This window comes from Croceibacterium sp. TMG7-5b_MA50 (genome assembly GCF_039830145.1).
Classification (GTDB): Bacteria; Pseudomonadota; Alphaproteobacteria; order Sphingomonadales; family Sphingomonadaceae; genus Croceibacterium.
The window spans coordinates 684,236-705,190 of record NZ_CP156082.1 but is presented as its reverse complement, the minus strand read 5'-3'; the positions used below and the strand labels follow the sequence as shown (position 1 = coordinate 705,190).

Here is a 20,955-nt window from a genome sequence, read left to right as displayed (position 1 = left end):
CGAGTCAAAGGTGTTGGTGGAACGAAGGGAGTCCGGCCCCAGCATCTTGAGTCCACCCCGCCCCGGCGGACTCAAGATGCTGTGGTGTGTCCGCGAAGACTCAGCCTGCGGCGGAAAACAGATCAGCCTGCGCGACGGGCGCGAAGGACCGGCGATGCAGCGCACATGGCCCATGCGCCCGCAGCGCAGCCAGGTGATCGGGCGTGCCATAGCCCTTGTTGCGGTCCCACCCGTAATGCGGGTGATCCAGCGCCGCGGCGCGCATCAGCCGATCCCGATGCTCCTTCGCCAGGATGGAGGCCGCGCTGATCGCCGGCTCCAGCGCGTCGCCGCCCACGATCGCGCGGGCGGGCCAGCGCCATTCCGGGCGGCGCCCGGCGGGTGTCAGGTTGCCGTCAACCAGCACCTCCGCGCAATCGCTACCCAGCGCCGCGCACAATTGCTGCACCGCCAGCGTCATGGCCAGCATGGTCGCGCCGAAGATGTTGAGCCGGTCGATCGCCTCCACCTCCACCACCCCGATGCCCCAGGCGCAGCGTCGGCGGATGCGCTCCTCCAGCAAGGCGCGGCGCTCAGGGTTCAGCTTCTTGGAATCGTCCAGCCCGGACGGGCGCGGACGGCACAGCAGCACCGCGGCCGCGACCACCGGCCCTGCCAGCGGGCCGCGCCCCGCCTCGTCCACGCCGAATACGAGCGGCCCCGGCAGGCTGGCACAAAAATCGGGCGAAGGTGTTGCTGACAGCATGCGCAATATTGTCCTGGCTTCCAGCCTGTTACCGATCGCCCTGGCATCCGCAAGCTGCGGCAGCGCACAGGATGGCGGCGCGACTGCCGATGTTCGCACCTCCGCGGGCCTCGCCTCCGGGCAGCCGGTGTCGCTAGACGGCGATCCGCCCTTCACCGCGGCATCTCTCGGCCAGTTTGCGGAACCTTGGGCACTTGCGCTGGCGCCCGGCACGGACACCCTGTTCGTCACCGAACGTGCCGGCACGATGAAGTTCGTCAATCTGGTGGACGGGCAGGTCGGCACAGTTACCGGATTGCCCGACGTCGCCTATGCCGGACAGGGCGGCCTTGGCGACGTGGCCTTCCTGCCGGGCGAGAGCAGCGCCACGCTGGGTGGCCGCACGATCTATCTCACCTGGGCGGAGCCGGGCAGCGGCGATACGCGCGGGGCGGCACTGGGACGTGGCACACTGACCTGTGCCGATGCGAGCAGTTGCGCGGTGGAGAACCTGCAGGTGATCTGGCGGCAGGATCCGAAGGTCACGGGTGCGGGTCACTACTCGCACCGGATCGCCTTCGCGCCTGATGGCCAGCACCTGTTCCTGGCGTCGGGCGACCGGCAGAAGAAGACCCCGGCGCAGGACCTCGGGACCAATCTGGGCAAGGTGCTGCGGCTGAACCTCGATGGCACACCTGCGGCCGGCAATCCGTTCGCCGATCGCGGCGGGGTTTCGCGCGAAATCTGGTCCTATGGCCACCGCAACATCCTGGGCCTGCACTTCGATGCGCAGGGGCGCTTGTGGGACCTGGAGCATGGTCCGAAGGGTGGCGATGAGCTGAACCTGGTGGTGGAGGGCGACAATTACGGCTGGCCCATTGTGTCGGACGGGGACGATTATAACGGCACGCCCATCCCCGACCACGCCACCCGCCCCGAATTCCACGCCGCCGCCATCGGCTGGAACCCGGTGATCGCGCCCGGTGATTTCCTGTTCTATTCCGGTGCGATGTTCCCGCAATGGCAGGACCAGGCGCTGATGCCCGGCCTCGCATCGAAGGCTCTGGTGCGCGTGTCCATCAATGGGGAGCGCGGGACGGAAGAAGCGCGCTACCCCTTCCCGGAACGGCTGCGCGACATCGCCCAGGCCCCCGACGGATCGCTGCTGCTGATCGAGGATGGCGAAGGCGGTCGGCTGCTGCGCCTTACCCCACGCTGATCGGGCAGCAGACGCAGCTACAAACCGCTTTCCTACACCGCCCCAGCTGTGCCTCTAGCGGTCCCATGCACCGCCGCGCCATCACCGCCGATCCAGCACCACGCAGCACCCGCCATAGACCGGCGGGTGTTCGCGGGAGGTGTCAACTTAGTGTCAACTTCCGCCGGTCAGACCAGTCGTGACTGGTGCAGCGCCGCCTCGATGAAGCCTGCGAACAGCGGGTGTGGTTCGAACGGCCGGCTCTTCAGCTCCGGATGGAACTGCACCCCGATGAAGAACGGGTGGTCCGGACGCTCCACGATCTCGGGCAGCAGCCCGTCCGGCGACATGCCGGAAAACAGCAGGCCGCCCGCTTCCAGCTCCTCGCGATAGGCGGCATTCACCTCGTAGCGGTGGCGATGCCGTTCGGAGATCTCGGTCGCCCCGCCATAGGCGCGGCTGACATGGCTGTTGCCCGCCAGCTTCGCATCGTAGGCACCCAGCCGCATCGTGCCGCCAAGGTCGCCTTCGGAACTACGCTGCTGCAGCCCCTCGGCGCTCATCCATTCGGTGATGATGCCCACAACCGGCTCGGTCGTGGGACCGAACTCGGTTGAGCTTGCCTCCGCGATCCCTGCCGTGTTGCGGGCGCCTTCGATGCAGGCCATCTGCATGCCCAGGCAGATGCCGAAGAACGGCACGCCCCGCTCCCGCGCGAAGCGGACACTGGCGATCTTGCCTTCGCTACCCCGTTCGCCGAACCCACCCGGTACCAGGATGCCGTGCATCGGCTCCAGCTGGGCGGCGATGGTGGCATCGTCCTCTTCGAACAGCTCGGCATCGATCCAGCGGATATGGACCTTGACCTTGTTGGCCATGCCACCGTGGACCAGTGCCTCGTTCAGGCTCTTGTAGGCGTCCGGCAGGCCGACATACTTGCCCACGACGGCGATCGTCACCTCCCCTTCCGGGTTGTGGTAGCGATCGACGATATCGTCCCAGCGGCTCAGGTCCGGCATCGGCGCGGTCAGGCCGAAGTGACGCAGCACCTCCGCATCCAAGCCTTCCCGATGGTATTGCAACGGCACCGAGTAGATCGACTGTGCATCCAGCGCCTGGATCACCGCCTCTGGCCGTACATTGCAGAACAGCGCGATCTTCGCCCGCTCTGCCGCGGGCAGCGGATGCTCGCAGCGGCATAGCAGCAGGTCGGGCTGCACGCCCAGGCTCGTCAGGTCGCGCACGGAGTGCTGGGTCGGCTTGGTCTTCAGCTCGCCCGCAGCGGAGATGTAAGGCACCAGCGTCACATGCACCAAGGCGGTGCGTTCGCGCCCCAGTTCATTGCGCAACTGCCGGATCGCCTCAATGAACGGCAGGCTCTCGATATCGCCGACGGTGCCGCCGATCTCGCACAGCACGAAGTCGAGCCCGTCAGTATCGGCCTGCGCGAACTCCTTGATGGCGTCCGTCACATGCGGGATGACCTGCACGGTCGCACCCAGGTAATCGCCGCGCCGCTCCCGTGCGATGATCTGCTGGTAGATGCGCCCGCTCGTGACGTTGTCGCTCTGGTGAGCGGACACGCCGGTGAAGCGTTCGTAATGGCCGAGATCGAGGTCCGTCTCCGCGCCGTCATCGGTAACGAACACCTCGCCGTGCTGATACGGGCTCATCGTGCCCGGATCGACGTTGAGGTAGGGATCGAACTTGCGGATGCGGACGGTGTAGCCGCGGGCCTGCAGCAGCGCCGCAAGGCTAGCGGCCATCAGCCCCTTGCCGAGCGAGGAGACCACGCCGCCGGTGATGAAAATGTACCGGGTCATGGGAGGTGGGCCTTAAGCGGGCAAGCGGATTCGGCGCAAGGCCGCGGCGTCACGCTGTGCACAGTATTGGGGGAAGCGCGGCGGGAGGCCGCGCAGCAGAATGGCCGGGCAGCGCTTACTGCGCCACACCCGCCAGCGGATCATCCTCGACCTGCGGGACCGGGTCGACCGGCGCCTGTCCGTCCAGGCCGGGATCGCCGGGGATCGCATCAGGGGCCTGCTGCGGGTTGACCGCAGGCGTGGTTACGCTCCGGTCCAGGCTGGTGTCGATCTCCTGCGTGCCCGTCTGGTTCACGGCCAGCCCTGCCAGCACGATGGCGAGCGCCACGAAAGCGACCGTCAGCCACTTGGTCGTGCGGGTCAGGAAATCGGCCGCGCCGCGAGCCGACATCAGGCCACCCGGGCTGCCGCCGCCCACGCCCAAGCCGCCGCCTTCGCTGCGCTGCATCAGCACCACGCCCACCAAGGCAGCAGCGATGATCCCTTGGATCACGGAAAGAAAGATGAACAGCGACATGGGTTACCTTGATGCGAATGGCGCGGGACATGCGCGTGTCGCCGCGCATCTAGTCCGCCCGACCCGATTTCTCAAGCGGCGCGGCTCTGGCGGGCTTGCGACTTAGTGGTGATGCTCCAGCCGCTCGGCAGCGGCGACCACGATCCCGACAAAGCTTTCCGCCGTCAGGCTTGCACCACCAACCAGCGCGCCGCCGACCTCGTCGGCCGCAAGCAACGCGGCCGCATTGTCCGCTTTCACCGACCCGCCATATAGGATGCGAACCGCTTCGGCGCCCTCACCATAGATCTCGAGCAACTTGGCGCGGATTGCGCGATGCATCGCGGCCACATCCTCAGTCGTCGGCGTCCGCCCGGTGCCGATCGCCCACACCGGCTCATAAGCGACGGTCACCCGTTCCAGCACATGCTCTCCTCGCGGCAGCGAGGCATCGAGCTGGGAAGCGACCACCGCCTCGGCCTGGCCGGCGTCACGTTGGCCTTCCGTCTCGCCCACGCAGACGATGACATTGATGCTGACGGCCAGCGCCGCCTGCGCCTTGGCGCGCACGTCGGCATCGGTCTCGCCATGGTTGGCGCGGCGTTCGGAATGGCCGACGATGACGAACCCGGCACCGGCATCCTTGACCATCGCGGCGGAAATGTCGCCGGTATGGGCACCGCCCTCCGCGGTGTGGCAATCCTGAGCGCCCACGCCGATCAGGCTGGCTTCCTTGCGGATCGCCTGGATCAGCGTCGCCGGCGGAGCCAGCGCGACCTCCACCTTGATCAACCGTTCCGCCGCCCGGTCAATCGCACGCGCCTCCGCCACCATGGCGCGGGTGCCGTGCATCTTCCAATTGCCGACGATATAGGGGCGCTGGGCCATCTATAGTCCTTGAAGCTAGTAAGTATGTGCGAATATGCGGCCGATGCACGGGCGATGCCGCCGGTCGGCCTGATTGGCTGCCCGCTACCGCCCGCGATCACGCTTGTCAAAGCCGCTCCGCGCGCCGGTCTGGCACACTTGTCCCGCACTGTTGCGGAAGCGCCGCAGGGGGGATAAGGCCGCCGCTCGCAACGTCTCCGGATGCTGCCTCCCCACCAGATTGCAAGAAGCGCCGTTCCAATGCTCCAGATGTTCCGCAATCTCACCCGCTCCAAGCTGGGGGTCGGCCTGACGCTGGCCTTTCTTCTGCTGATGGCCATCGCCTTCGCCAGCGCGGATGTGGCCAATACTGGCGTGTTCGGCGGCATCGCCGGCGGCGACCGGGTGGCGAGTGTCGGTGGGAACCGGATCGACAGTGCGGAGCTGGTCGATAACGCCAACAGCGCGCTGGAACAGGAGCGCCAGCAGAACCCCACCATTACCATGCCCGCCTTCATTGCGCAGGGCGGGTTGACGCAGGTGCTGGACCAGTTGCTGCGCCGTACGGCGCTGGCAGTGTTCGGCGCTGATCAGGGCCTGCGCATCAGCGATCGGCTGGTGGACAGCGAATTGCTGCAAATCCCCGCCTTCCGCGGTGCCGACGGGCAGTTTGATACCAACCTGTTCCGCGCCACGCTGGCTCAGCGCAGGCTGAGCGAGACGGCAGTGCGGCAGGATATCGCGAGCGGCCTGATCGCCCGCCAACTCCTCTCCCCTCTCGCCATCTCGCCGGTGATGCCGGCCAGTTTCGGGCCTCGCTACGCCGCGCTGCTGCGCGAGCGGCGTGAGGGCGCGATCGCCCTGATTCCGAGCGAGGCCTACGCTCCGGCCAGCGGTCCCAACGATGCGCAGTTGCAGGCGTTCTACCGCGCCAATGCCGGCAGCTTCATCCGGCCGGAGCGGCGCGTGTTGCGCTATGTCACCTTCGGTGCCGACGCGCTCGGCACCGTGCCGGCTCCGACCGATGCCCAGATCGCCCAGCGGTTTCAGCGCGATGCCGCGCAATACGCCGCCAGTGAGCAGCGCCGACTGACACAGCTAATCGTGCCCACGCAGGCTGCCGCACAGGCCATCGTCACTGAAGTGCGCGGCGGCATCAGCCTTGCGGCGAGTGCCCAAGGCAAGGGGCTGCGCACCGCGGCGATCGGCCCTGTGACGCAAAGCCAGCTTTCGACGCAGGCCTCAGCCGCGGTTGCGAGCGCCGCTTTTGGCACGGCGCAGGGCGCCCTCGCCAATCCCGCACGCGGGCCGCTCGGCTGGTACGTCCTGCAAGTCGACGCGGTCGAGCGCACGCCGGCCCGCACGCTGGCGCAGGTCCGAACGGAGATCGCTGCGACCCTGGCGCAGGAGGCGCGCTCTGCCGCGATCGCCGGCCTGGGCGCGCGGGTGCAGGATCAGCTGGAGGATGGCGCAACCCTGGCCGAGGTCGCGACCTCGCTGAAGGGCACCGTCGCCACCACCCGTCCGGTAACCGCCGAGGGCGCCGTCTATGGCGCCACCAGCGACGAACGCGTCCCGGCCGAACTGACCCGCGTGCTGCCCGCCGCCTTCGAGATGGAGGAAGGCAACGCGCAGGTCGCCGAACTCGTCCCGGGCGAGCAGTTCATCGCCTATGACGTGGCGGAGATCACCCGCTCCGCCACCGCCCCGCTGGCAGAGATCCGGGACGAGGTCGCCGGCCTCTGGCGCCGCGATCAGGGTGCCGCTGCCGCTAGGGCGGCCGCCGGGCGTGTGCAGCAGCGTATCGCCGGCGGCTCCACGCTCGCCGCCGCGCTGACGGCGGAGAACAAGGGTCTGGCCGCACCACGGCCGGTCAACCTGACGCGTGACCAGCTCGCGGGTCAGCAGCAGGTGCCGCGTCCGCTGGCCCTGTTCTTCTCCATGGCCAAGGGCACGGTGAAGGTGTTGGAGGAGCAGGGCGACAGCGGCTGGTACGTGATCCAGCTGAACAACGTCACCGCGCCGCAGATCGCGCAGACCGATCCGGTGGTGATCCAGGCACTGCAGCAGCTCGGCACCGCCACGGGTGAGGAATACGCAGCGCAGTTCATCGCCGCGGTCCAAGCGGAGGTTGGGGTTGAGCGCAACGAGGAAGCCATCGCGGCGGTCCGTACGCAATTGACCGGCGGCCAATGACCGGATCCGCACTCGCGAACGCCGACGCCGCCCGCCGGCAGCTTGCGGCCGGGCAGCCCGCGTTGGTCTGGCGCCGGGTCGTCGCCGATACCGAGACACCGGTCGGTGCCGCCACCAAGCTGATGGAACCGGGCCGCGGGGACTTCCTGCTGGAGTCGGTAGAGGGCGGCGCGATCCGTGGCCGTTACAGCCTGCTCGGCCTTGATCCCGATCTGGTCTATCGCGCCACCGGCGCCTCCTGCGCGATCAATCGCGCGTGGCAGCATGACCGCGATGCGTTCGAGCCGCTGCCGGGCGGGTCGCTGGCAGAATTGCGGGCGCTTGCCGCATCCTGTCGCATCGACGTGCCAGCGGAACTGCCCCCTGCCCTTGCCTGCCTAGTCGGCTATTTCGGTTACGAGACGATCGGCCTGGTGGAGCAGCTCCCCCGCGCTCCACAGGGTGAGTTGGACCTGCCGGACATGCTGTTCGTGCGCCCGACCGTGGTGCTGGTGTTCGATGGCCTGACCGACGCGCTGTTCTGCGTTGCGCCGCTCTGGGCCGATGGTACCGAACCGGAGGCAGCCCTGGCCCGTGCGGCGGAGCGGATCGACGAGGCGCTGCGCAGCCTCGCCGCGCCTGCTCCGCCCGCGACCGGGTCGTTGCCGGCGCCCACCGAAATGGCGCTGCAGCCGGTCCTTGCCCCTGGCGACTACCCGGCAATGGTGGCGCAGGCGAAGGAGTACATTACCGCCGGCGACATCTTCCAGATCGTGCTGGCGCAGCGTTTCACCTGCCAGTTCCCGCTGCCGCCGCTGGCACTGTACCGCGCACTGCGCCGGATCAATCCGTCACCGTTCCTCTACTTTCTCGACCTGCCAGGCTTCGCCCTAGTCGGCTCCAGTCCCGAGATCCTCGTCCGCGTTCGCGATGGGGAGGTCACCATCCGCCCCATCGCCGGCACCCGCCCGCGCGGCGTAAACGAGGCGGCGGACCGGGCGGCGGAGGCCGACCTGCTGGCCGATCCCAAGGAGTGTGCCGAGCACCTGATGCTACTCGACCTGGGCCGGAACGATGTCGGCCGTGTGGCGTCCGCAGGCAGCGTCACCGTCACCGACAGCTTCACCGTCGAACGCTACAGCCACGTCATGCACATCGTCAGCAACGTGGTGGGCCAGCTTGCACCGGGGAAGGACGCCCTCGACGCACTGTTCGCCGGCTTCCCGGCCGGCACCGTCAGCGGCGCGCCGAAGATCCGCGCCTGCGAAATTATCGCCGGGCTGGAACCGGAGACGCGAGGCCCATATGCCGGCGGCGTTGGCTACTTCGCGCCGGATGGGTCGGTCGACAGCTGCATCGTGCTGCGCACGGCGGTGGTCAAGGATGGCACCATGCATGTCCAGTCCGGCGCCGGCATCGTCGCGGACAGCGACCCTGCATACGAACAGCGTGAGTGCGAGGCGAAAGCCGGCGCGCTGATCGCCGCCGCCCAGGAAGCGGCCCGGATTGCCGCCGAGCCCGGCTTTGGACAGTGAAGCAGCCATGACCGCCCCCATCCTCGTCATCGACAATTACGACAGCTTCACCTTCAACCTGGTCCATTACCTGATGGAACTGGGCGCTCCTGTTGAGGTGGTCCGCAACGATGCGCTGTCCGCCGCGCAGGCGCTGGAAACGGGTGCTGCCGGCTTCCTGATTTCCCCCGGGCCATGCACCCCGAGCGAGGCCGGCATCAGCCTCGATCTGGTCGGCGCCTGCGTGGATGCGGGACGGCCGTTGCTGGGCGTGTGCCTCGGCCATCAGGCGATCGGACAACATTTCGGCGGTACGGTGACCCGCGGCGGGTTAATGCACGGCAAGACATCCCCCGTCACGCATGACGGCAGCGGGGTGTTTGCCGGACTGCCCAGCCCCTTCACCGCGACTCGCTACCATTCGTTGGTCGTGATCGACATTCCCGACACCCTGGTGGTCAACGCCCATAGCGAGACGCCGGGACTGGACGGGACGGTGGCCATGGGCTTCCGCCACGCAACGCTGCCGATCCATGGCGTGCAGTTCCACCCGGAGAGCATCGCGACCGAGCACGGCCACGATCTGCTCGCCAACTGGCTGCGCCTTTGCGGGATCGATCCGCAGCCCCCGCGATGATCGATCCCCTCTCGTTGGAGGAGGCCGAGGCGCTGTTCGGCCGCATGCTGGACGGCGTGATGGACGATGCCGCCGTGACGCGGACACTGGTGGCCCTGACCGATCGGGGAGAGACCGCCGCCGAGATCGCCGGTGCCGCCCGCGCGATGCGGGCGCGCATGATCCGGGTGTCGGCGCCCGTCGAAGCGATCGACGTCTGCGGTACGGGCGGTGACGGGCACCACACGCTGAACGTCTCCACCGCGGTTGCCATCGTCGTGGCGGCGTGCGGCGTCCCGGTGGCCAAGCACGGCAACCGCGCTGCCAGCAGCAAGGCCGGGGCTGCCGATACGCTGGAGGCGCTGGGTCTCGATCTCGATGGGGCCGCTCGTACGGCGGAGGCGACGCTTGGCAGTATCGGCATCGGCTTCCTGTTTGCCGCCGCATACCACCCTGCCCTGGCGCGGATCATGCCGATACGCCGGGCGATTGGTCGACGGACCATCTTCAACCTGCTTGGACCGCTCGCCAATCCGGCAGGAGTCACCCGGCAACTGATTGGCATTGCCCGGCCAGCCTATGTGCCGATCTATGCCGCTGCGCTGGCGCAGCTTGGCACCGATCATGCGCTGATCGTGTCGGGTGACGAAGGGCTGGACGAATTGAGCGTTGCCGGCGGAAACGAGGTCGCCACGGTCCGCGATGCCGCTGTGCTCATGGCCCGGTTGTTGCCGGGGGATGTCGGGCTGCCGACCGCCCCGGTCAGCGCCATCCGAGGTGGCGATGCGGCGCACAACGCAGACGCCCTGCGCGCCCTGCTGGACGGGACGCCGGGTCCATATCGGGATGCCGTGCTGCTGAATGCAGCCGGTGCGCTGATCGTTTCGGAAGCGAGTGCTGACTGGCAGTCAGGTGCCGCACGTGCGGCAGAGGCAATCGACAGCGGCGCGGCGCGGGCTCTGCTGCGGGACTGGATCGCAGCGGCGCGTTAGGGAGAACGGCGCGGGCAGATCCCGCGCCGTTCCCAGTCGTCAGGCCGACTTCGTGTCGGCGTAAGCCATCCACATCCGTGCCACGGCCGCACGCGGACCGCTGACCTGCTGCAGCGTCGCCTTCGCTTCCGCCGCCTTGCCCTGCATTGCCTGCGCGATGCCGAGCCGGGTCAGATTGCGGTCACGATCGACCCCGCCCTTTTCCAGCGCCAGCTGGTACATGGCTTCGGCTTGGGCGTAATCGGCCAGCGACATCTGCACGTCGCCCGCGCCCTGCGCACCATTACCCTGCGCCTCGCCCCGCGCTTCGGTCACCAGGCCGGCGGCTTCGCGCTGATCGATAGGCGCGCGCTGGTCGGCCAAGCGCTTCACCTCCGCGTAATAGTCGTCGCTGGCGGAGAAGATGCCGTTTTGCAGGCCCTTGGCCAGCACGCGTTGCACCTCGTTGGACATGACGCGCACGTCGGCCGCTTCAATATACGTCACGTACTCGCGGCGCTCGCTCAGCGCATCTGTCGCCAGCATCAGTCGCAGCAGGTCCAGCTGAGCCTGTGGCTCCAGATCGACCATCGCGTTCACTACCTGCAGGCTCTGCTTCCAGCTTTCCTGCGTCGGGTTGTTGGTGACGAGCAGCGCGGACAGCTCGGTCGCCTGGTCGGTCATCTTGCCCTCGTAGGCGAAGCGCAACGCACGGCGGATCAGCTGTTCGTTGACCGGGCGACCGGCAGCCTGCTCCTCAGCCACGATCTTCTTGACGTAATCGATGCCCGGCTGGACCTCCCCGCCGGAGAAGTAGGTCTCGGCGATGGTCGGACGCACGTCCTCCTCGCGGTAACCGGCGTCATACGCAGCCTGCAAGGCAGTACGCGCGGCCGCGTAATCCTTCGCGTCATATGCCAGGTTGCCGACGAAGAACTGGAATTGGGCCAGGCGTTCCGGCGCGACCTTGCCGCTCTGCAGCATGGTTTCCAGACCGCGACGCTGCAGCGCACGATCGTTGAGCTTGGTGCCGATGTTCAGCGCCAGGCTTCCCGCGGCGTTGCGATCGTCCTCGCTCTTGACGGCGGCGTACACGGCATCCACCTGCCCGCGGGCAGATTCGAGATCCGTTCCGGCGTTCACGATCTCGGCCACCGGCTGGTAGACCGCGACGAATTCCTTGGTGTATTCCTGCGCCGCTGCCGGTGCAGCGGTCAGCGCCGCGCCACCCAGTGACACGCCGGCCAGGGTCAGGCCCATGGCAAAGGCCGATGCCGCTCCGCGCAGCGCCGGCAATCGGATGATGCCCTTGCGAACCATTGTCTGTTCTCTCCTAAACATGGAAATCGGGTATGTGACGGTGTGTATCTGTCCGCCGCTTTGCAACATGGCAATGCTCATCACGCCGATGCGGTCCTGCCAAACGGCAAGTGAACCGGCTTTGAACTACCCCATCGGGGCTGTGCGCTGCGCTCCCGATGTGGAAAAAGCCGTCTGCGCCTCCGCTGACGGGCTGCATGACTGGCCTTGCCCGCCGCTTTCGCCTAGGGCCGATGGTTCAACCGAAATCCGAAAACCAGCAAGGCAGGCCGAATCCTTTGGCTGATACCACCGACATTATCGACCCGCCCGCACCCGCGCAGCCGGGTGGCGAATGGGAACGCATCGACATCGTCGATGAGATGAAGACCAGCTACCTCGATTACGCGATGAGCGTGATCGTGGCGCGCGCCCTGCCCGACGTGCGCGATGGCTTGAAGCCTGTCCATCGCCGCATCCTCTACGCCGCGCAGGTTGGCGGCTACACGTCAAACCGACCCTATCGGAAATCCGCCAAGATCGTCGGTGAGGTGATGGGTTCGTACCACCCCCATGGCGACAGCGCGATCTACGACGCCCTCGCCCGCATGACGCAGCCATGGTCCATGCGGCTGCCGCTGATCGATGGTCAGGGCAATTTCGGCAGCATGGATCCCGATCCCCCGGCGGCCATGCGCTACACCGAAAGCCGGCTGGCCAAGCCCGCGGAAGCGCTGCTGACCGACCTCGACAAGGACACGGTCGACTTCGTCCCGAACTATGACGGGTCGGAACGCGAACCGTCCGTGCTGCCCGCCCGCTTTCCCAACCTGCTGGTCAACGGCGCCGGCGGCATCGCGGTCGGCATGGCGACCAACATACCGCCGCACAATCTGGGTGAGGTGATCGACGGCTGCCTGGCGTTCATGGACGATCCGGGCCTGACGAGCGAGGACCTGACCCGCTACATCCCCGGTCCCGACTTTCCGACCGCGCCGCTGATCCTGGGCCATGCGGGCGCGCGCGCCGCCTATACTACCGGGCGCGGGTCCATCCTGCAGCGCTGCCGCCACGTGATCGAGCAGGGCGCGAAGGAGCGCCGCTCCATCGTGCTGACCTCCATCCCATACCAGGTCGGCAAGAACAATCTGGTGGAAAAGATCGCGGAGGCCGCCAAGGACCGCCGGATCGAGGGCGTCAGCGACATTCGTGACGAAAGCAACCGCGAAGGCGTGCGCGTCGTCATCGACCTGAAGCGCGACGCCACGGCGGAGGTCGTGCTGAACCAGCTGTGGCGCCACACCCCGGCGCAGTCGAGCTTCCCCGCCAACATGCTGGCGATCCGCGGCGGCCGGCCAGAAACGCTGGGCCTGCGCGACATCATCCAGACCTTCATTGCCTTCCGCGAGGAGGTGATCACCCGCCGCACCAAGTTCGAACTGAACAAGGCGCGCGACCGGGCGCATATCCTGCTCGGCCTGGTGGTCGCGGTGACCAATCTGGACAAGGTCGTCCAGATGATCCGCGGCTCCTCCAACCCCGCCATTGCCCGTGCCAAGCTGCTGGCCGAGGAATGGCCGATCGGCGACATCGCGCAGTACCTCCGCATCGTGGAAGCGATCGAGCAGGACGAGAGCAACGGCACCGGAGCCACCTACCGCCTGTCGGAAACGCAGGTGAAGGCGATCCTCGACTTGCGCCTCCATCGCCTGACCGCGCTCGGCCGGGACGAGATCGGGGAGGAGCTGGAGGAACTGGCCGGCAAGATCCGCGAATACCTCGCCATCCTTGCCGATCGTGCCCGCCTGTACCAGGTCATGCGGGAGGAACTGGAGCAGGTCCGCGTCGATTACGCCACGCCCCGCGTCAGCGAGATCGCGCCCGCCTGGGACGGGATCGAGGACGAGGACCTGATCGAGCGCGACGAGATGGTCGTGACCGTCACGCTGGACGGCTACATCAAGCGCACTCCGCTCTCCACCTTCCGTTCGCAGGCACGCGGCGGCAAGGGCCGCGCCGGCATGGCCACGAAGGACGAGGATGCGGTGATGGCGATGTTCGTCACCTCCACCCACAATCCGGTGCTGTTCTTCTCCACCGCGGGCAAGGTCTACCGCCTGAAGGTGTGGCGCCTGCCCGAAGGTGGCCCGGCCACCCGCGGCCGGCCGATCGTCAACCTGCTGTCCGCACTGGACGAAGGCGAGACCATTGCCGCCGTCCTGCCGTTGCCGGAGGATGAGGATAGCTGGGGCGCGCTCCACGTCATGTTCGCCACCGCCCGTGGCAGCGTGCGGCGCAACGCCATGGACGCGTTCACCAACATCCCCACCAACGGCAAACTCGCCATGCGGTTCGAGGATGGCAGCGCCGACAAACTGATCGGCGTGGCCCTGGTGGAGGCCGGTGACGACGTGCTGCTGGCGACCCGCGACGGCAAGGCGATCCGCTTTGCCGCAGACGAGGTACGCGAGTTCCAGTCCCGCACCAGTACCGGCGTGCGCGGCATGACTCTGCGCGCTGGCGACCAGGTCGTTTCCCTGTCGATCCTGCGGGACGGCGGCGCCAATGCGGAGGAGCGCGAGGCCTATCTCCGCATCGCCCCGTGGAAGGGTGACGACGCCTCCGCGCTGTCGGACGATCAGGTGGAGATGGCGACGAACGAGCAGTTCATCCTGACGGTGTGCGCCAACGGCTATGGCAAGCTGTCCTCCGCCTACGAGTACCGGCAGACTGGGCGCGGTGGTCAGGGCATCGTCAACATCGACAATATCCGCCGCAACGGTCCGGTCGTCGCCAGCTTCACCGCGACCAAGCAGGATCAGCTGATGCTGGTGACCGATCAGGCCAAGCTGATCCGAATCGGCCTCGACAGCCTGCGCGTCATTGGCCGCAACAGCGCCGGAGTGCGCTTGTTCGACGTCGCCAAGGACGAGCATGTCGTCAGCGCGGTTCGCATCGATGAGCAGGAAGCGCCTGAGAACGAGGCGGAGGAAGCCATTGTCGAAGAGATGCTGGCGCGAGGCGCGGAGACGACCGCGCCCGAGCCGACGGTCGACCGGGACGACCCGGTGGAGGACGAGGACGCGAACGGCGGGGAGTGATCCCCGCCGTCAGCGGCTGCGTACCAGCCGCAGTTCCGGCTCCCGCTTCCGCAGCGTGCCCACCACGCCCAGCGCGATAAGCAGCTGCCCCAGATAGGTCAGCGGCCAGCCAAAGATCTGCGGCACCTGACTGCCCAGCAGCGGCCCCGTGCCCGCGAACCACAAGAGATCGCCCACCGCGATCAGCATAGCGCCAGCCGCCACGCGGGCGCGCGGGAACGTGCTGGTCCACGCACCCGCCGCCATGCCGCCCAGTGCCAGGCCGTAAGCGGCGCTGACGATGCCGCCCCATTCCTCCCCCACCAGCCACGCCAGCATGGCTGACGGCGCCAGCAGCAGCAGCACCGCGACTACCTTGTCCTGCCTGCCAACCAGGATTCGCCGGTGACGCAGCCACAGCATCAGTGCGACGGCATGAAACGCAAACCACAGGACATGCGCCGCCAGACCGTCCACCTCCAGCGCCATCTCCGCCCCGGCCGCGATCAGCAGCAATACGGCAAGCAGCCGGGCATCCGCCCCGCCATGGCGCAGCCTGGCATAGACGGCCAGCAGCACCACGGCCGCACCTTTGAGCGGGATGAACCACGCCTCCGGCCACGGGCCGGATCGCAGGTAGTAGAACGCCAGCGCCGCAACGATGCTGGCGAGCAGGAATGGGCGCTTCTCGGCCAGCGGCTTGGTGGTACGGACCATGCGCGTTCCCTTGACGCGGGGTGGGCGGCGGAGCAAGCCCGGCCGCATGACCCATGACGTGCACATCATCGGCGGCGGCCTCGCTGGCAGCGAAGCGGCGTGGCAACTGGCGGAAGCCGGCTGGCGCGTGCGCCTGTCCGAAATGCGCGGAACGGGCGAGACCACGCCGGCGCACCAGACGGACGGGTTGGCGGAGATGGTCTGCTCCAATTCCTTCCGCTCCGACGATGACGAGAAGAACGCCGTCGGCCTGCTGCATCACGAGATGCGCCGGATGGATTCGCTGGTTATGCGCGCGGCGGAGCGGGCGAAGGTGCCGGCGGGCAGCGCCCTCGCCGTCGACCGCGACGTGTTCAGCGGCGAAGTCGGGCGGGCACTCGCCGACCATCCCAATGTCACGATCATGCGCGAGCGGGTCGACACCCTTCCCGCCGACGGCGTCACCATCGTCGCCACCGGGCCGCTGACCGCAGCTGCGCTGGCCGACAGCATCGCCTCTGCCACGGGCGCCGGCGCTCTCGCCTTCTTCGATGCGATCGCGCCGATCGTCCATCGCGACAGCATCGACATGGAGGTCGCCTGGTTCCAGTCGCGCTGGAACAAGGGGGCCGAGGAAAACGGCGGCAAGGACTACATCAACTGCCCCATGACGAAGGAGCAGTACCTCGCGTTCCATGCCGGTCTGATGGCCGGGGAAAAGACCAGCTTCAAGGAGTGGGAGGCGGACACCCCCTATTTCGACGGCTGCATGCCGATCGAGGTGATGGCGGAACGCGGTGTTGATACGCTGCGCCACGGGCCCATGAAGCCCGTGGGCCTTGACAATCCACGTGACCCGACGCCGGAGTTCCCGCAGGGCCGGTGGCCGTATGCCGTGGTGCAATTGCGTCAGGACAACAAGCTGGGCACGTTGTGGAACATGGTCGGGTTTCAGACCAAGCTTCGCCATGCGGAGCAGGTGCGGCTGTTCCGCACTATCCCGGGGCTGGAGAATGCCGAATTCGCCCGGTTGGGCGGGCTGCACCGCAACACGTTCCTGAACAGTCCGACCCTGCTGGACCGGCAATTGCGGCTGATCCGCGCGCCGCACATCCGTTTCGCGGGCCAGATCACCGGTTGTGAAGGCTATGTCGAAAGTGCCGCCATAGGTTTGCTCGCCGGCCGCATGGCGGCAGCCGAGCTAGGCGGTCGTGCATGGCAGTCGCCGCCGGTCACCACTGCGATGGGCGCATTGCTGGCTCACATCACCGGCGATGCGGACGTGACCGACTACCAGCCGATGAACGTCAATTTCGGGCTGTTCCCGCCGCTGCACGACGTGCGCAAGAAGGTGCGCAAGGAAGCCTATACCGAACGCGCCAAGGCCGACATGACCGCATGGCTGGCGGACGAGCCGGTTCCCGCCTGATCAGCACTTGCAGACCGGCGTCGCTCGCGGGCGGGGCGCGGTGGTGCGGAACTCATCCGGGGTCAGCTCGCGGTCTCCGTCGGCGTCGGCGCGATCAAATCGGCGGACAGTGGCGACCGCCCATTCCTCGAACGTCAAGAGATTGTTGCCGTCCACGTCCAAGGTCCGGAAAGCATCGGTTCGGGTGGACAACATCTCGGTTCGGGTGATCCGCTGATCGCGGTTGCGATCGTAGCGGAAGAACCGGCGCTGCTCGTCGCTGAGCTCGGTCGCTTCTGGCGGCGGTGGCCCGGTCAGTCCGGACACGTCGGCGCTGGGCAACGTCTCGGGGCGAGTCGGCGCCGGCTCTGGCGGCGGGGCGCCCGCCTCCACAATGGCCGGACCGTTGAGCCAGAACAGCGCCAGCGCCGCAATCGCCAACGCGCCCACGGCAGGCAGAATCAATCGCCTCATCGTCCAGTCAGCCCCACCCGAAATGCCGTCAGCGCCGCCGTGCGCCCCGCCAGCAGCGGTCCGCCGCCCGATTTGACGGCACGCCAGCCCAGGCCGGCAAGAACGCCAAGTGGCCGCATGTGGCGGGACAGGGCTGGTGGTGGCCCGCCTGCCTGTGCCAGGGCAAGCGCGTCGGCCCGCTCCTGCCGATTGGAGATATTGGCAGCGAGATCGGCCAGGGCCCAGATGCGACCGGCCAGAAATGCCGCGCCGCGCGGTTGACCCAGTTGATCGGCCAGGGCCGCAAAGCCAGACGCACGCCCGGTGGCGAAGCGGTCCAGCGCTGCACGATCGACCCGCTCATCGATCAGCACTTCCCAGCCATCGACCACCGGCACCAGGCCGGATGGCTCGCGCCAGTCGCGTATCGCATCGAGCACGGCGTCGCCAGCGGGCCACCGATCCGGTGTCTCGCCCAGCCGGTCGCGCCACCAGGCAAGCCGCAACTGGGCCAGCATCGGCTCCCGCTTCTGCCGCAGGATGGTGGCCAGCCGTTCGTCCAGCGCCATCAGCGCTGCCGTCTGCCGTTTCGCGGCCGGCGGAGCGTAGCCCAGCGCCAGCCGCGACAGGTCAGGCAGGTCGGCAGTCAGGTCACCCGCCACCGATGCTGCTCCGTCAGCCCTTGTAGCAGACCTTCTTCACGGCGCTGACGATCTTGGGCGTGTTGATCAGCGCGGCCGCTTCCAAGTTGGCAGCGTAAGGCAGCGGCACATCCTCGTTGCACACGCGCATCACGGGTGCATCCAAGTGATCAAAGCCCTTCTCCATGCATACGGAGATGATCTCCGACGCGATCGAGCAGGTCGGCCAGCCTTCTTCGGCCACGACCAGGCGATTGGTCTTCTTCAGGCTTTCCAGCACCGTCTCGGTGTCGAGCGGGCGCAGGGTGCGAAGGTCGATCACCTCGGCATCGATGCCCTCACCCGCCAATTGCTCGGCGGCTTCAAGCGCCAGGCCGACCGCGATGGAATAGGCGACGATGGTGACGTCCTTCCCTTCGCGCACGATCCGCGCCTTGCCGATCGGCAGGACGTGATCATCCAGCTGCGCCAGTTCGAAGGTGCGGCCGTACAGCAGCTCGTTCTCCAGGAACACGACCGGGTCTTCCGACCGGATCGCGGCCTTCAGCAGCCCCTTAGCATCGTGCGCGTCATAGGGCGCAATCACGATCAGGCCGGGCACGCTGGCGTACCACGGGCCGTAGTTCTGGCTGTGCTGCGCGGCGACGCGACTGGCCGCACCGTTGGGACCGCGGAACACGACTGGGCACCGCATCTGGCCGCCCGACATGTAGTTGGTCTTGGCGGCGGAGTTCACGATGTGGTCGATCGCCTGCATGGCGAAGTTGAACGTCATGAACTCGACGATCGGACGCAGACCACCCATCGCGGCGCCGGTGCCGATACCGGCAAAGCCGTATTCGGTGATCGGCGTGTCGATCACGCGCTTCGGGCCAAACTCTTCCAACAGGCCCTGGGTCACCTTGTACGCGCCCTGATATTCAGCGACTTCCTCGCCCATGACGAACACGCGCTCGTCCCGGCGCATCTCTTCCGCCATGCCATCGCGTAGCGCCTCGCGCAGCGTGACCTTCACCATGTTGGTGCCGGCAGGGATCTCGGGATCGGCCTTGCGCGGCGTCGGCTTGGCTTCCATCAGCTCGGCCGTGCTGGCGCTGGCGCTGGCCTTCTCGCCCTTCTCCTCGGCCGCGCCGCCCTTTTCGGGCGACTTCTGCTCGGCGGAGGTGTCGGCTTCCGGCGCCTGTGCGATGGTGGAGGCATCCTCCCCCTCGCCCGCCAGGATCGCGATCACGGTGCCGACCTTCACGCCTTCGGAGCCCTCGGGCACCAGGATCTTGCCAACGGTGCCTTCGTCGATGGATTCGAACTCCATCGTCGCCTTGTCGGTCTCGATCTCGGCCAGCACATCACCGGCGGAAACGGTATCGCCTTCCTTGACCAGCCAGCGGGCCAGCGTGCCCTCCTCCATGGTCGGGGAAAGCGCGGGCATCTTGAGTTCGATAGACATCAGTAGGTTTCCACCAGCACGTCGGTGTAAAGTTCGCCCGCCTCGGGCTCGGGGCTCTTCTCGGCGAAATCAGCCGCTTCGGACACGACCGCACGGATGCGCTTGTCGATGTCCTTCAACTGATCCTCGCTGACGCCGAGCTTCAGGAGGTCAGCCTTCGCGCCCTCGATCGGATCACTCTTCTCGCGCACGCCCTGCACTTCCTCGCGCGTGCGATACTTCGCCGGGTCGGACATGGAGTGGCCACGATAGCGATAGGTTTCCAGTTCCATCAGCACTGGGCCGCCGCCGCCGCGCACATGGTCGATGGCCACCTTGGCCGCCTGCCGCACTTCGAGCAGGTCCATGCCGTTGACCTTCATGCCGGGAATACGGAACGCGGTGCCGCGGCGGTAGAACTCGGTCTCCGCACTGGAGCGCTTGACGCTGGTGCCCATGGCGTACTGGTTGTTTTCGACCACGAAGATCACCGGCAGCTGCCACAGCGCCGCCATGTTGAACGTCTCGTACACCTGGCCCTGGTTGGATGCGCCGTCACCGAAATAGGCAAGGCACAGGCCGCCATCTTCCCGGTACTTGTGCGCAAAGGCTAGGCCGCCACCCAGCGACACCTGTGCGCCGACGATGCCGTGGCCACCATAGAACGCATGTTCAGTGCTGAACATGTGCATGGAGCCGCCCTTGCCCTTGGAGATGCCGGCCTGGCGCCCGGTCAGCTCCGCCATGATCACCTTAGGGTCGATGCCGTAGGCGAGCATGTGGCCGTGGTCGCGATAGCCGGTGATGACCGAGTCCTTGCCCTCTTCCAAGGCGGACTGCAGGCCCACGGCCACCGCTTCCTGTCCGATATAGAGGTGGCAGAAGCCGCCGATCAGGCCCAAGCCGTACAGCTGCCCGGCGCGTTCCTCGAACCGGCGGATCAGCAGCATCTGCTCGTAGAGCTTCAGCAGTTCCTCCGCATCGGCCTTGTACCGGCGGTCGGCCTCGAAACTGTCCTGCAGCGACCGCAGCGAGAAAATGTCCCCACCCTCGGCACCGGCGGCGCTTGGCGCGGCCAACGTTACGGCAGCGGCCTTGTTGGGGGATGCGGGATTGCTGGCTTTAGCCAAGACGCGTTCCTCTTGTGGGACCCTTGCCGGGCCGGTTCGTATGCAGCGCCTATAGTCAGAGGATTGCCGCGCTGGCAACGCCTCCTCGTGCGTTCGCTGTACCCGCCCGCTATTGCGCAGGCGGGGCAATCTCCATCACATATTCGTCAGGGTGGGCAACGTTCAGATCGCGCCGGATAAGCTCGGTCACCAGATCGGGGTCGGTCGCCTGCGGGTCCAGCCGGTCGACCAGGTTGGCAAGCTCCGCCCGCTCCTCCTCCAGCTTGGCGATACGCGCCTCGCGCTGCTGCAGCACCGACTTGGATTCGCTCCACGCTAGCAGGCCGTACGGCCCGGCCAGCGCCAGCGCCCCGAGGCCAACCAGCGCCAGCGCGATCAGGGCCGAACCGCGGCGACCGCCGGACAGGGATGGACGGGACAGCGAACCGGACTTCATGC

At 67.3% G+C, this 20,955-nt stretch carries 19 protein-coding genes; 8 read left to right on the top strand and 11 right to left on the bottom strand.

Annotated features, from left to right (window positions below):
- Positions 1-100: 100 nt before the first annotated feature.
- Positions 101-745 (bottom strand): ribonuclease HII, encoded by a 645-nt coding sequence (locus V5740_RS03480; RefSeq protein WP_347303696.1) that lies wholly within the window; start codon positions 743-745, stop codon positions 101-103.
- Between V5740_RS03480 and V5740_RS03475 the strand changes: the two genes are divergently transcribed.
- On the top strand, positions 744-1,943 hold the full coding sequence (locus V5740_RS03475; protein ID WP_347303695.1) for a PQQ-dependent sugar dehydrogenase: 1,200 nt from the start codon (positions 744-746) through the stop codon (positions 1,941-1,943). The genes V5740_RS03480 and V5740_RS03475 overlap by 2 nt on opposite strands.
- A gap of 167 nt (positions 1,944-2,110) precedes the next feature.
- Here the strand turns inward: V5740_RS03475 and V5740_RS03470 are convergent, their stop codons facing one another.
- The 3 genes from V5740_RS03470 to tpiA form a co-directional block, all read right to left on the bottom strand.
- Positions 2,111-3,745 carry a CTP synthase gene (locus V5740_RS03470; protein ID WP_347303694.1) on the bottom strand — a complete coding sequence of 545 codons (1,635 nt, stop codon included), beginning with the start codon at positions 3,743-3,745 and terminating at the stop codon, positions 2,111-2,113.
- A 115-nt stretch (positions 3,746-3,860) separates the two neighbouring features.
- Positions 3,861-4,262: a preprotein translocase subunit SecG gene (gene secG, locus V5740_RS03465; protein WP_347303693.1), complete on the bottom strand. Its 402-nt coding sequence runs from the start codon at positions 4,260-4,262 to the stop codon at positions 3,861-3,863.
- A 102-nt stretch (positions 4,263-4,364) separates the two neighbouring features.
- Positions 4,365-5,129 (bottom strand): triose-phosphate isomerase, encoded by a 765-nt coding sequence (gene tpiA, locus V5740_RS03460; RefSeq protein WP_347303692.1) that lies wholly within the window; start codon positions 5,127-5,129, stop codon positions 4,365-4,367.
- Positions 5,130-5,369: 240 nt separating this feature from the next.
- Here tpiA and V5740_RS03455 point away from each other — a divergent pair, with 240 nt between their 5' ends.
- The 4 genes from V5740_RS03455 to trpD are packed head-to-tail and all read left to right on the top strand — an operon-like array spanning position 5,370 to position 10,405.
- Positions 5,370-7,304, top strand: coding sequence for a SurA N-terminal domain-containing protein (locus V5740_RS03455; protein ID WP_347303691.1), 1,935 nt, complete (start codon positions 5,370-5,372; stop codon positions 7,302-7,304).
- Positions 7,301-8,818, top strand: coding sequence for a chorismate-binding protein (locus V5740_RS03450; RefSeq protein ID WP_347303690.1), 1,518 nt, complete (start codon positions 7,301-7,303; stop codon positions 8,816-8,818). Before V5740_RS03455 ends, V5740_RS03450 begins: the two co-directional genes overlap by 4 nt.
- Before the next feature lie 7 nt (positions 8,819-8,825).
- Positions 8,826-9,434, top strand: a complete 609-nt coding sequence (locus V5740_RS03445) for an aminodeoxychorismate/anthranilate synthase component II (protein ID WP_347303689.1) — start codon at positions 8,826-8,828, stop codon at positions 9,432-9,434.
- Positions 9,431-10,405 carry an anthranilate phosphoribosyltransferase gene (gene trpD, locus V5740_RS03440; RefSeq protein ID WP_347303688.1) on the top strand — a complete coding sequence of 325 codons (975 nt, stop codon included), beginning with the start codon at positions 9,431-9,433 and terminating at the stop codon, positions 10,403-10,405. The genes V5740_RS03445 and trpD overlap by 4 nt, the downstream gene beginning before the upstream one ends.
- Positions 10,406-10,444: 39 nt before the next feature.
- Here the strand turns inward: trpD and V5740_RS03435 are convergent, their stop codons facing one another.
- A complete protein-coding gene (locus V5740_RS03435; RefSeq protein WP_347303687.1) occupies positions 10,445-11,644 on the bottom strand; it encodes a hypothetical protein in 1,200 nt (399 codons plus the stop codon).
- Here V5740_RS03435 and V5740_RS03430 point away from each other — a divergent pair.
- Both V5740_RS03430 and gyrA read left to right on the top strand, forming a co-directional pair.
- Positions 11,643-11,990 (top strand): hypothetical protein, encoded by a 348-nt coding sequence (locus V5740_RS03430; RefSeq protein WP_347303686.1) that lies wholly within the window; start codon positions 11,643-11,645, stop codon positions 11,988-11,990. The two genes, V5740_RS03435 and V5740_RS03430, sit on opposite strands and share 2 nt — an antisense overlap.
- 13 nt (positions 11,991-12,003) lie before the next feature.
- On the top strand, positions 12,004-14,784 hold the full coding sequence (gene gyrA / locus V5740_RS03425; protein ID WP_347304431.1) for a DNA gyrase subunit A: 2,781 nt from the start codon (positions 12,004-12,006) through the stop codon (positions 14,782-14,784).
- Positions 14,785-14,793: 9 nt separating this feature from the next.
- On the opposite strand, the gene V5740_RS03420 is transcribed toward gyrA, so the two are convergent.
- Positions 14,794-15,480, bottom strand: a complete 687-nt coding sequence (locus tag V5740_RS03420) for a lysoplasmalogenase (protein WP_347303685.1) — start codon at positions 15,478-15,480, stop codon at positions 14,794-14,796.
- Between the two features lie 46 nt (positions 15,481-15,526).
- Here V5740_RS03420 and trmFO point away from each other — a divergent pair, with 46 nt between their 5' ends.
- Complete coding sequence (trmFO, locus tag V5740_RS03415) at positions 15,527-16,888, top strand: methylenetetrahydrofolate--tRNA-(uracil(54)-C(5))-methyltransferase (FADH(2)-oxidizing) TrmFO (protein ID WP_347303684.1); 1,362 nt, start codon at positions 15,527-15,529, stop codon at positions 16,886-16,888.
- On the opposite strand, the gene V5740_RS03410 is transcribed toward trmFO, so the two are convergent.
- The 5 genes from V5740_RS03410 to V5740_RS03390 all read right to left on the bottom strand — a co-directional run bounded on the left by V5740_RS03410 (position 16,889) and on the right by V5740_RS03390 (position 20,953).
- Positions 16,889-17,341, bottom strand: coding sequence for an EF-hand domain-containing protein (locus tag V5740_RS03410; RefSeq protein ID WP_347303683.1), 453 nt, complete (start codon positions 17,339-17,341; stop codon positions 16,889-16,891).
- Positions 17,338-17,982 carry a hypothetical protein gene (locus V5740_RS03405; RefSeq protein ID WP_347303682.1) on the bottom strand — a complete coding sequence of 215 codons (645 nt, stop codon included), beginning with the start codon at positions 17,980-17,982 and terminating at the stop codon, positions 17,338-17,340. Before V5740_RS03405 ends, V5740_RS03410 begins: the two co-directional genes overlap by 4 nt.
- Before the next feature lie 13 nt (positions 17,983-17,995).
- The gene (locus V5740_RS03400; RefSeq protein ID WP_347303681.1) at positions 17,996-19,408 is read right to left on the bottom strand and encodes a pyruvate dehydrogenase complex E1 component subunit beta; all 1,413 of its coding nucleotides are present in this window, start codon (positions 19,406-19,408) and stop codon (positions 17,996-17,998) included.
- Positions 19,408-20,427 carry a pyruvate dehydrogenase (acetyl-transferring) E1 component subunit alpha gene (gene pdhA, locus V5740_RS03395; protein ID WP_347304430.1) on the bottom strand — a complete coding sequence of 340 codons (1,020 nt, stop codon included), beginning with the start codon at positions 20,425-20,427 and terminating at the stop codon, positions 19,408-19,410. The genes V5740_RS03400 and pdhA overlap by 1 nt, the downstream gene beginning before the upstream one ends.
- Positions 20,428-20,626: 199 nt before the next feature.
- Positions 20,627-20,953 (bottom strand): septum formation initiator family protein, encoded by a 327-nt coding sequence (locus V5740_RS03390; RefSeq protein WP_347303680.1) that lies wholly within the window; start codon positions 20,951-20,953, stop codon positions 20,627-20,629.
- Between the last annotated feature and the right edge of the window lie 2 nt (positions 20,954-20,955).

What these genes read in the sequence shown, in the direction of transcription:
- V5740_RS03475 (WP_347303695.1), top strand. Translation starts at nt 744, where the DNA reads ATGCGCAATATTGTCCTGGCTTCCAGCCTGTTACCGATCGCCCTGGCA.
- V5740_RS03480 (WP_347303696.1), bottom strand. Translation starts at nt 745, where the DNA reads ATGCTGTCAGCAACACCTTCGCCCGATTTTTGTGCCAGCCTGCCGGGG.
- V5740_RS03470 (WP_347303694.1), bottom strand. Translation starts at nt 3,745, where the DNA reads ATGACCCGGTACATTTTCATCACCGGCGGCGTGGTCTCCTCGCTCGGC.
- secG (WP_347303693.1), bottom strand. Translation starts at nt 4,262, where the DNA reads ATGTCGCTGTTCATCTTTCTTTCCGTGATCCAAGGGATCATCGCTGCT.
- tpiA (WP_347303692.1), bottom strand. Translation starts at nt 5,129, where the DNA reads ATGGCCCAGCGCCCCTATATCGTCGGCAATTGGAAGATGCACGGCACC.
- V5740_RS03455 (WP_347303691.1), top strand. Translation starts at nt 5,370, where the DNA reads ATGCTCCAGATGTTCCGCAATCTCACCCGCTCCAAGCTGGGGGTCGGC.
- V5740_RS03450 (WP_347303690.1), top strand. Translation starts at nt 7,301, where the DNA reads ATGACCGGATCCGCACTCGCGAACGCCGACGCCGCCCGCCGGCAGCTT.
- V5740_RS03445 (WP_347303689.1), top strand. Translation starts at nt 8,826, where the DNA reads ATGACCGCCCCCATCCTCGTCATCGACAATTACGACAGCTTCACCTTC.
- trpD (WP_347303688.1), top strand. Translation starts at nt 9,431, where the DNA reads ATGATCGATCCCCTCTCGTTGGAGGAGGCCGAGGCGCTGTTCGGCCGC.
- V5740_RS03430 (WP_347303686.1), top strand. Translation starts at nt 11,643, where the DNA reads ATGGCAAAGGCCGATGCCGCTCCGCGCAGCGCCGGCAATCGGATGATG.
- V5740_RS03435 (WP_347303687.1), bottom strand. Translation starts at nt 11,644, where the DNA reads ATGGGCCTGACCCTGGCCGGCGTGTCACTGGGTGGCGCGGCGCTGACC.
- V5740_RS03420 (WP_347303685.1), bottom strand. Translation starts at nt 15,480, where the DNA reads ATGGTCCGTACCACCAAGCCGCTGGCCGAGAAGCGCCCATTCCTGCTC.
- trmFO (WP_347303684.1), top strand. Translation starts at nt 15,527, where the DNA reads ATGACCCATGACGTGCACATCATCGGCGGCGGCCTCGCTGGCAGCGAA.
- V5740_RS03410 (WP_347303683.1), bottom strand. Translation starts at nt 17,341, where the DNA reads ATGAGGCGATTGATTCTGCCTGCCGTGGGCGCGTTGGCGATTGCGGCG.
- V5740_RS03400 (WP_347303681.1), bottom strand. Translation starts at nt 19,408, where the DNA reads ATGTCTATCGAACTCAAGATGCCCGCGCTTTCCCCGACCATGGAGGAG.
- V5740_RS03390 (WP_347303680.1), bottom strand. Translation starts at nt 20,953, where the DNA reads ATGAAGTCCGGTTCGCTGTCCCGTCCATCCCTGTCCGGCGGTCGCCGC.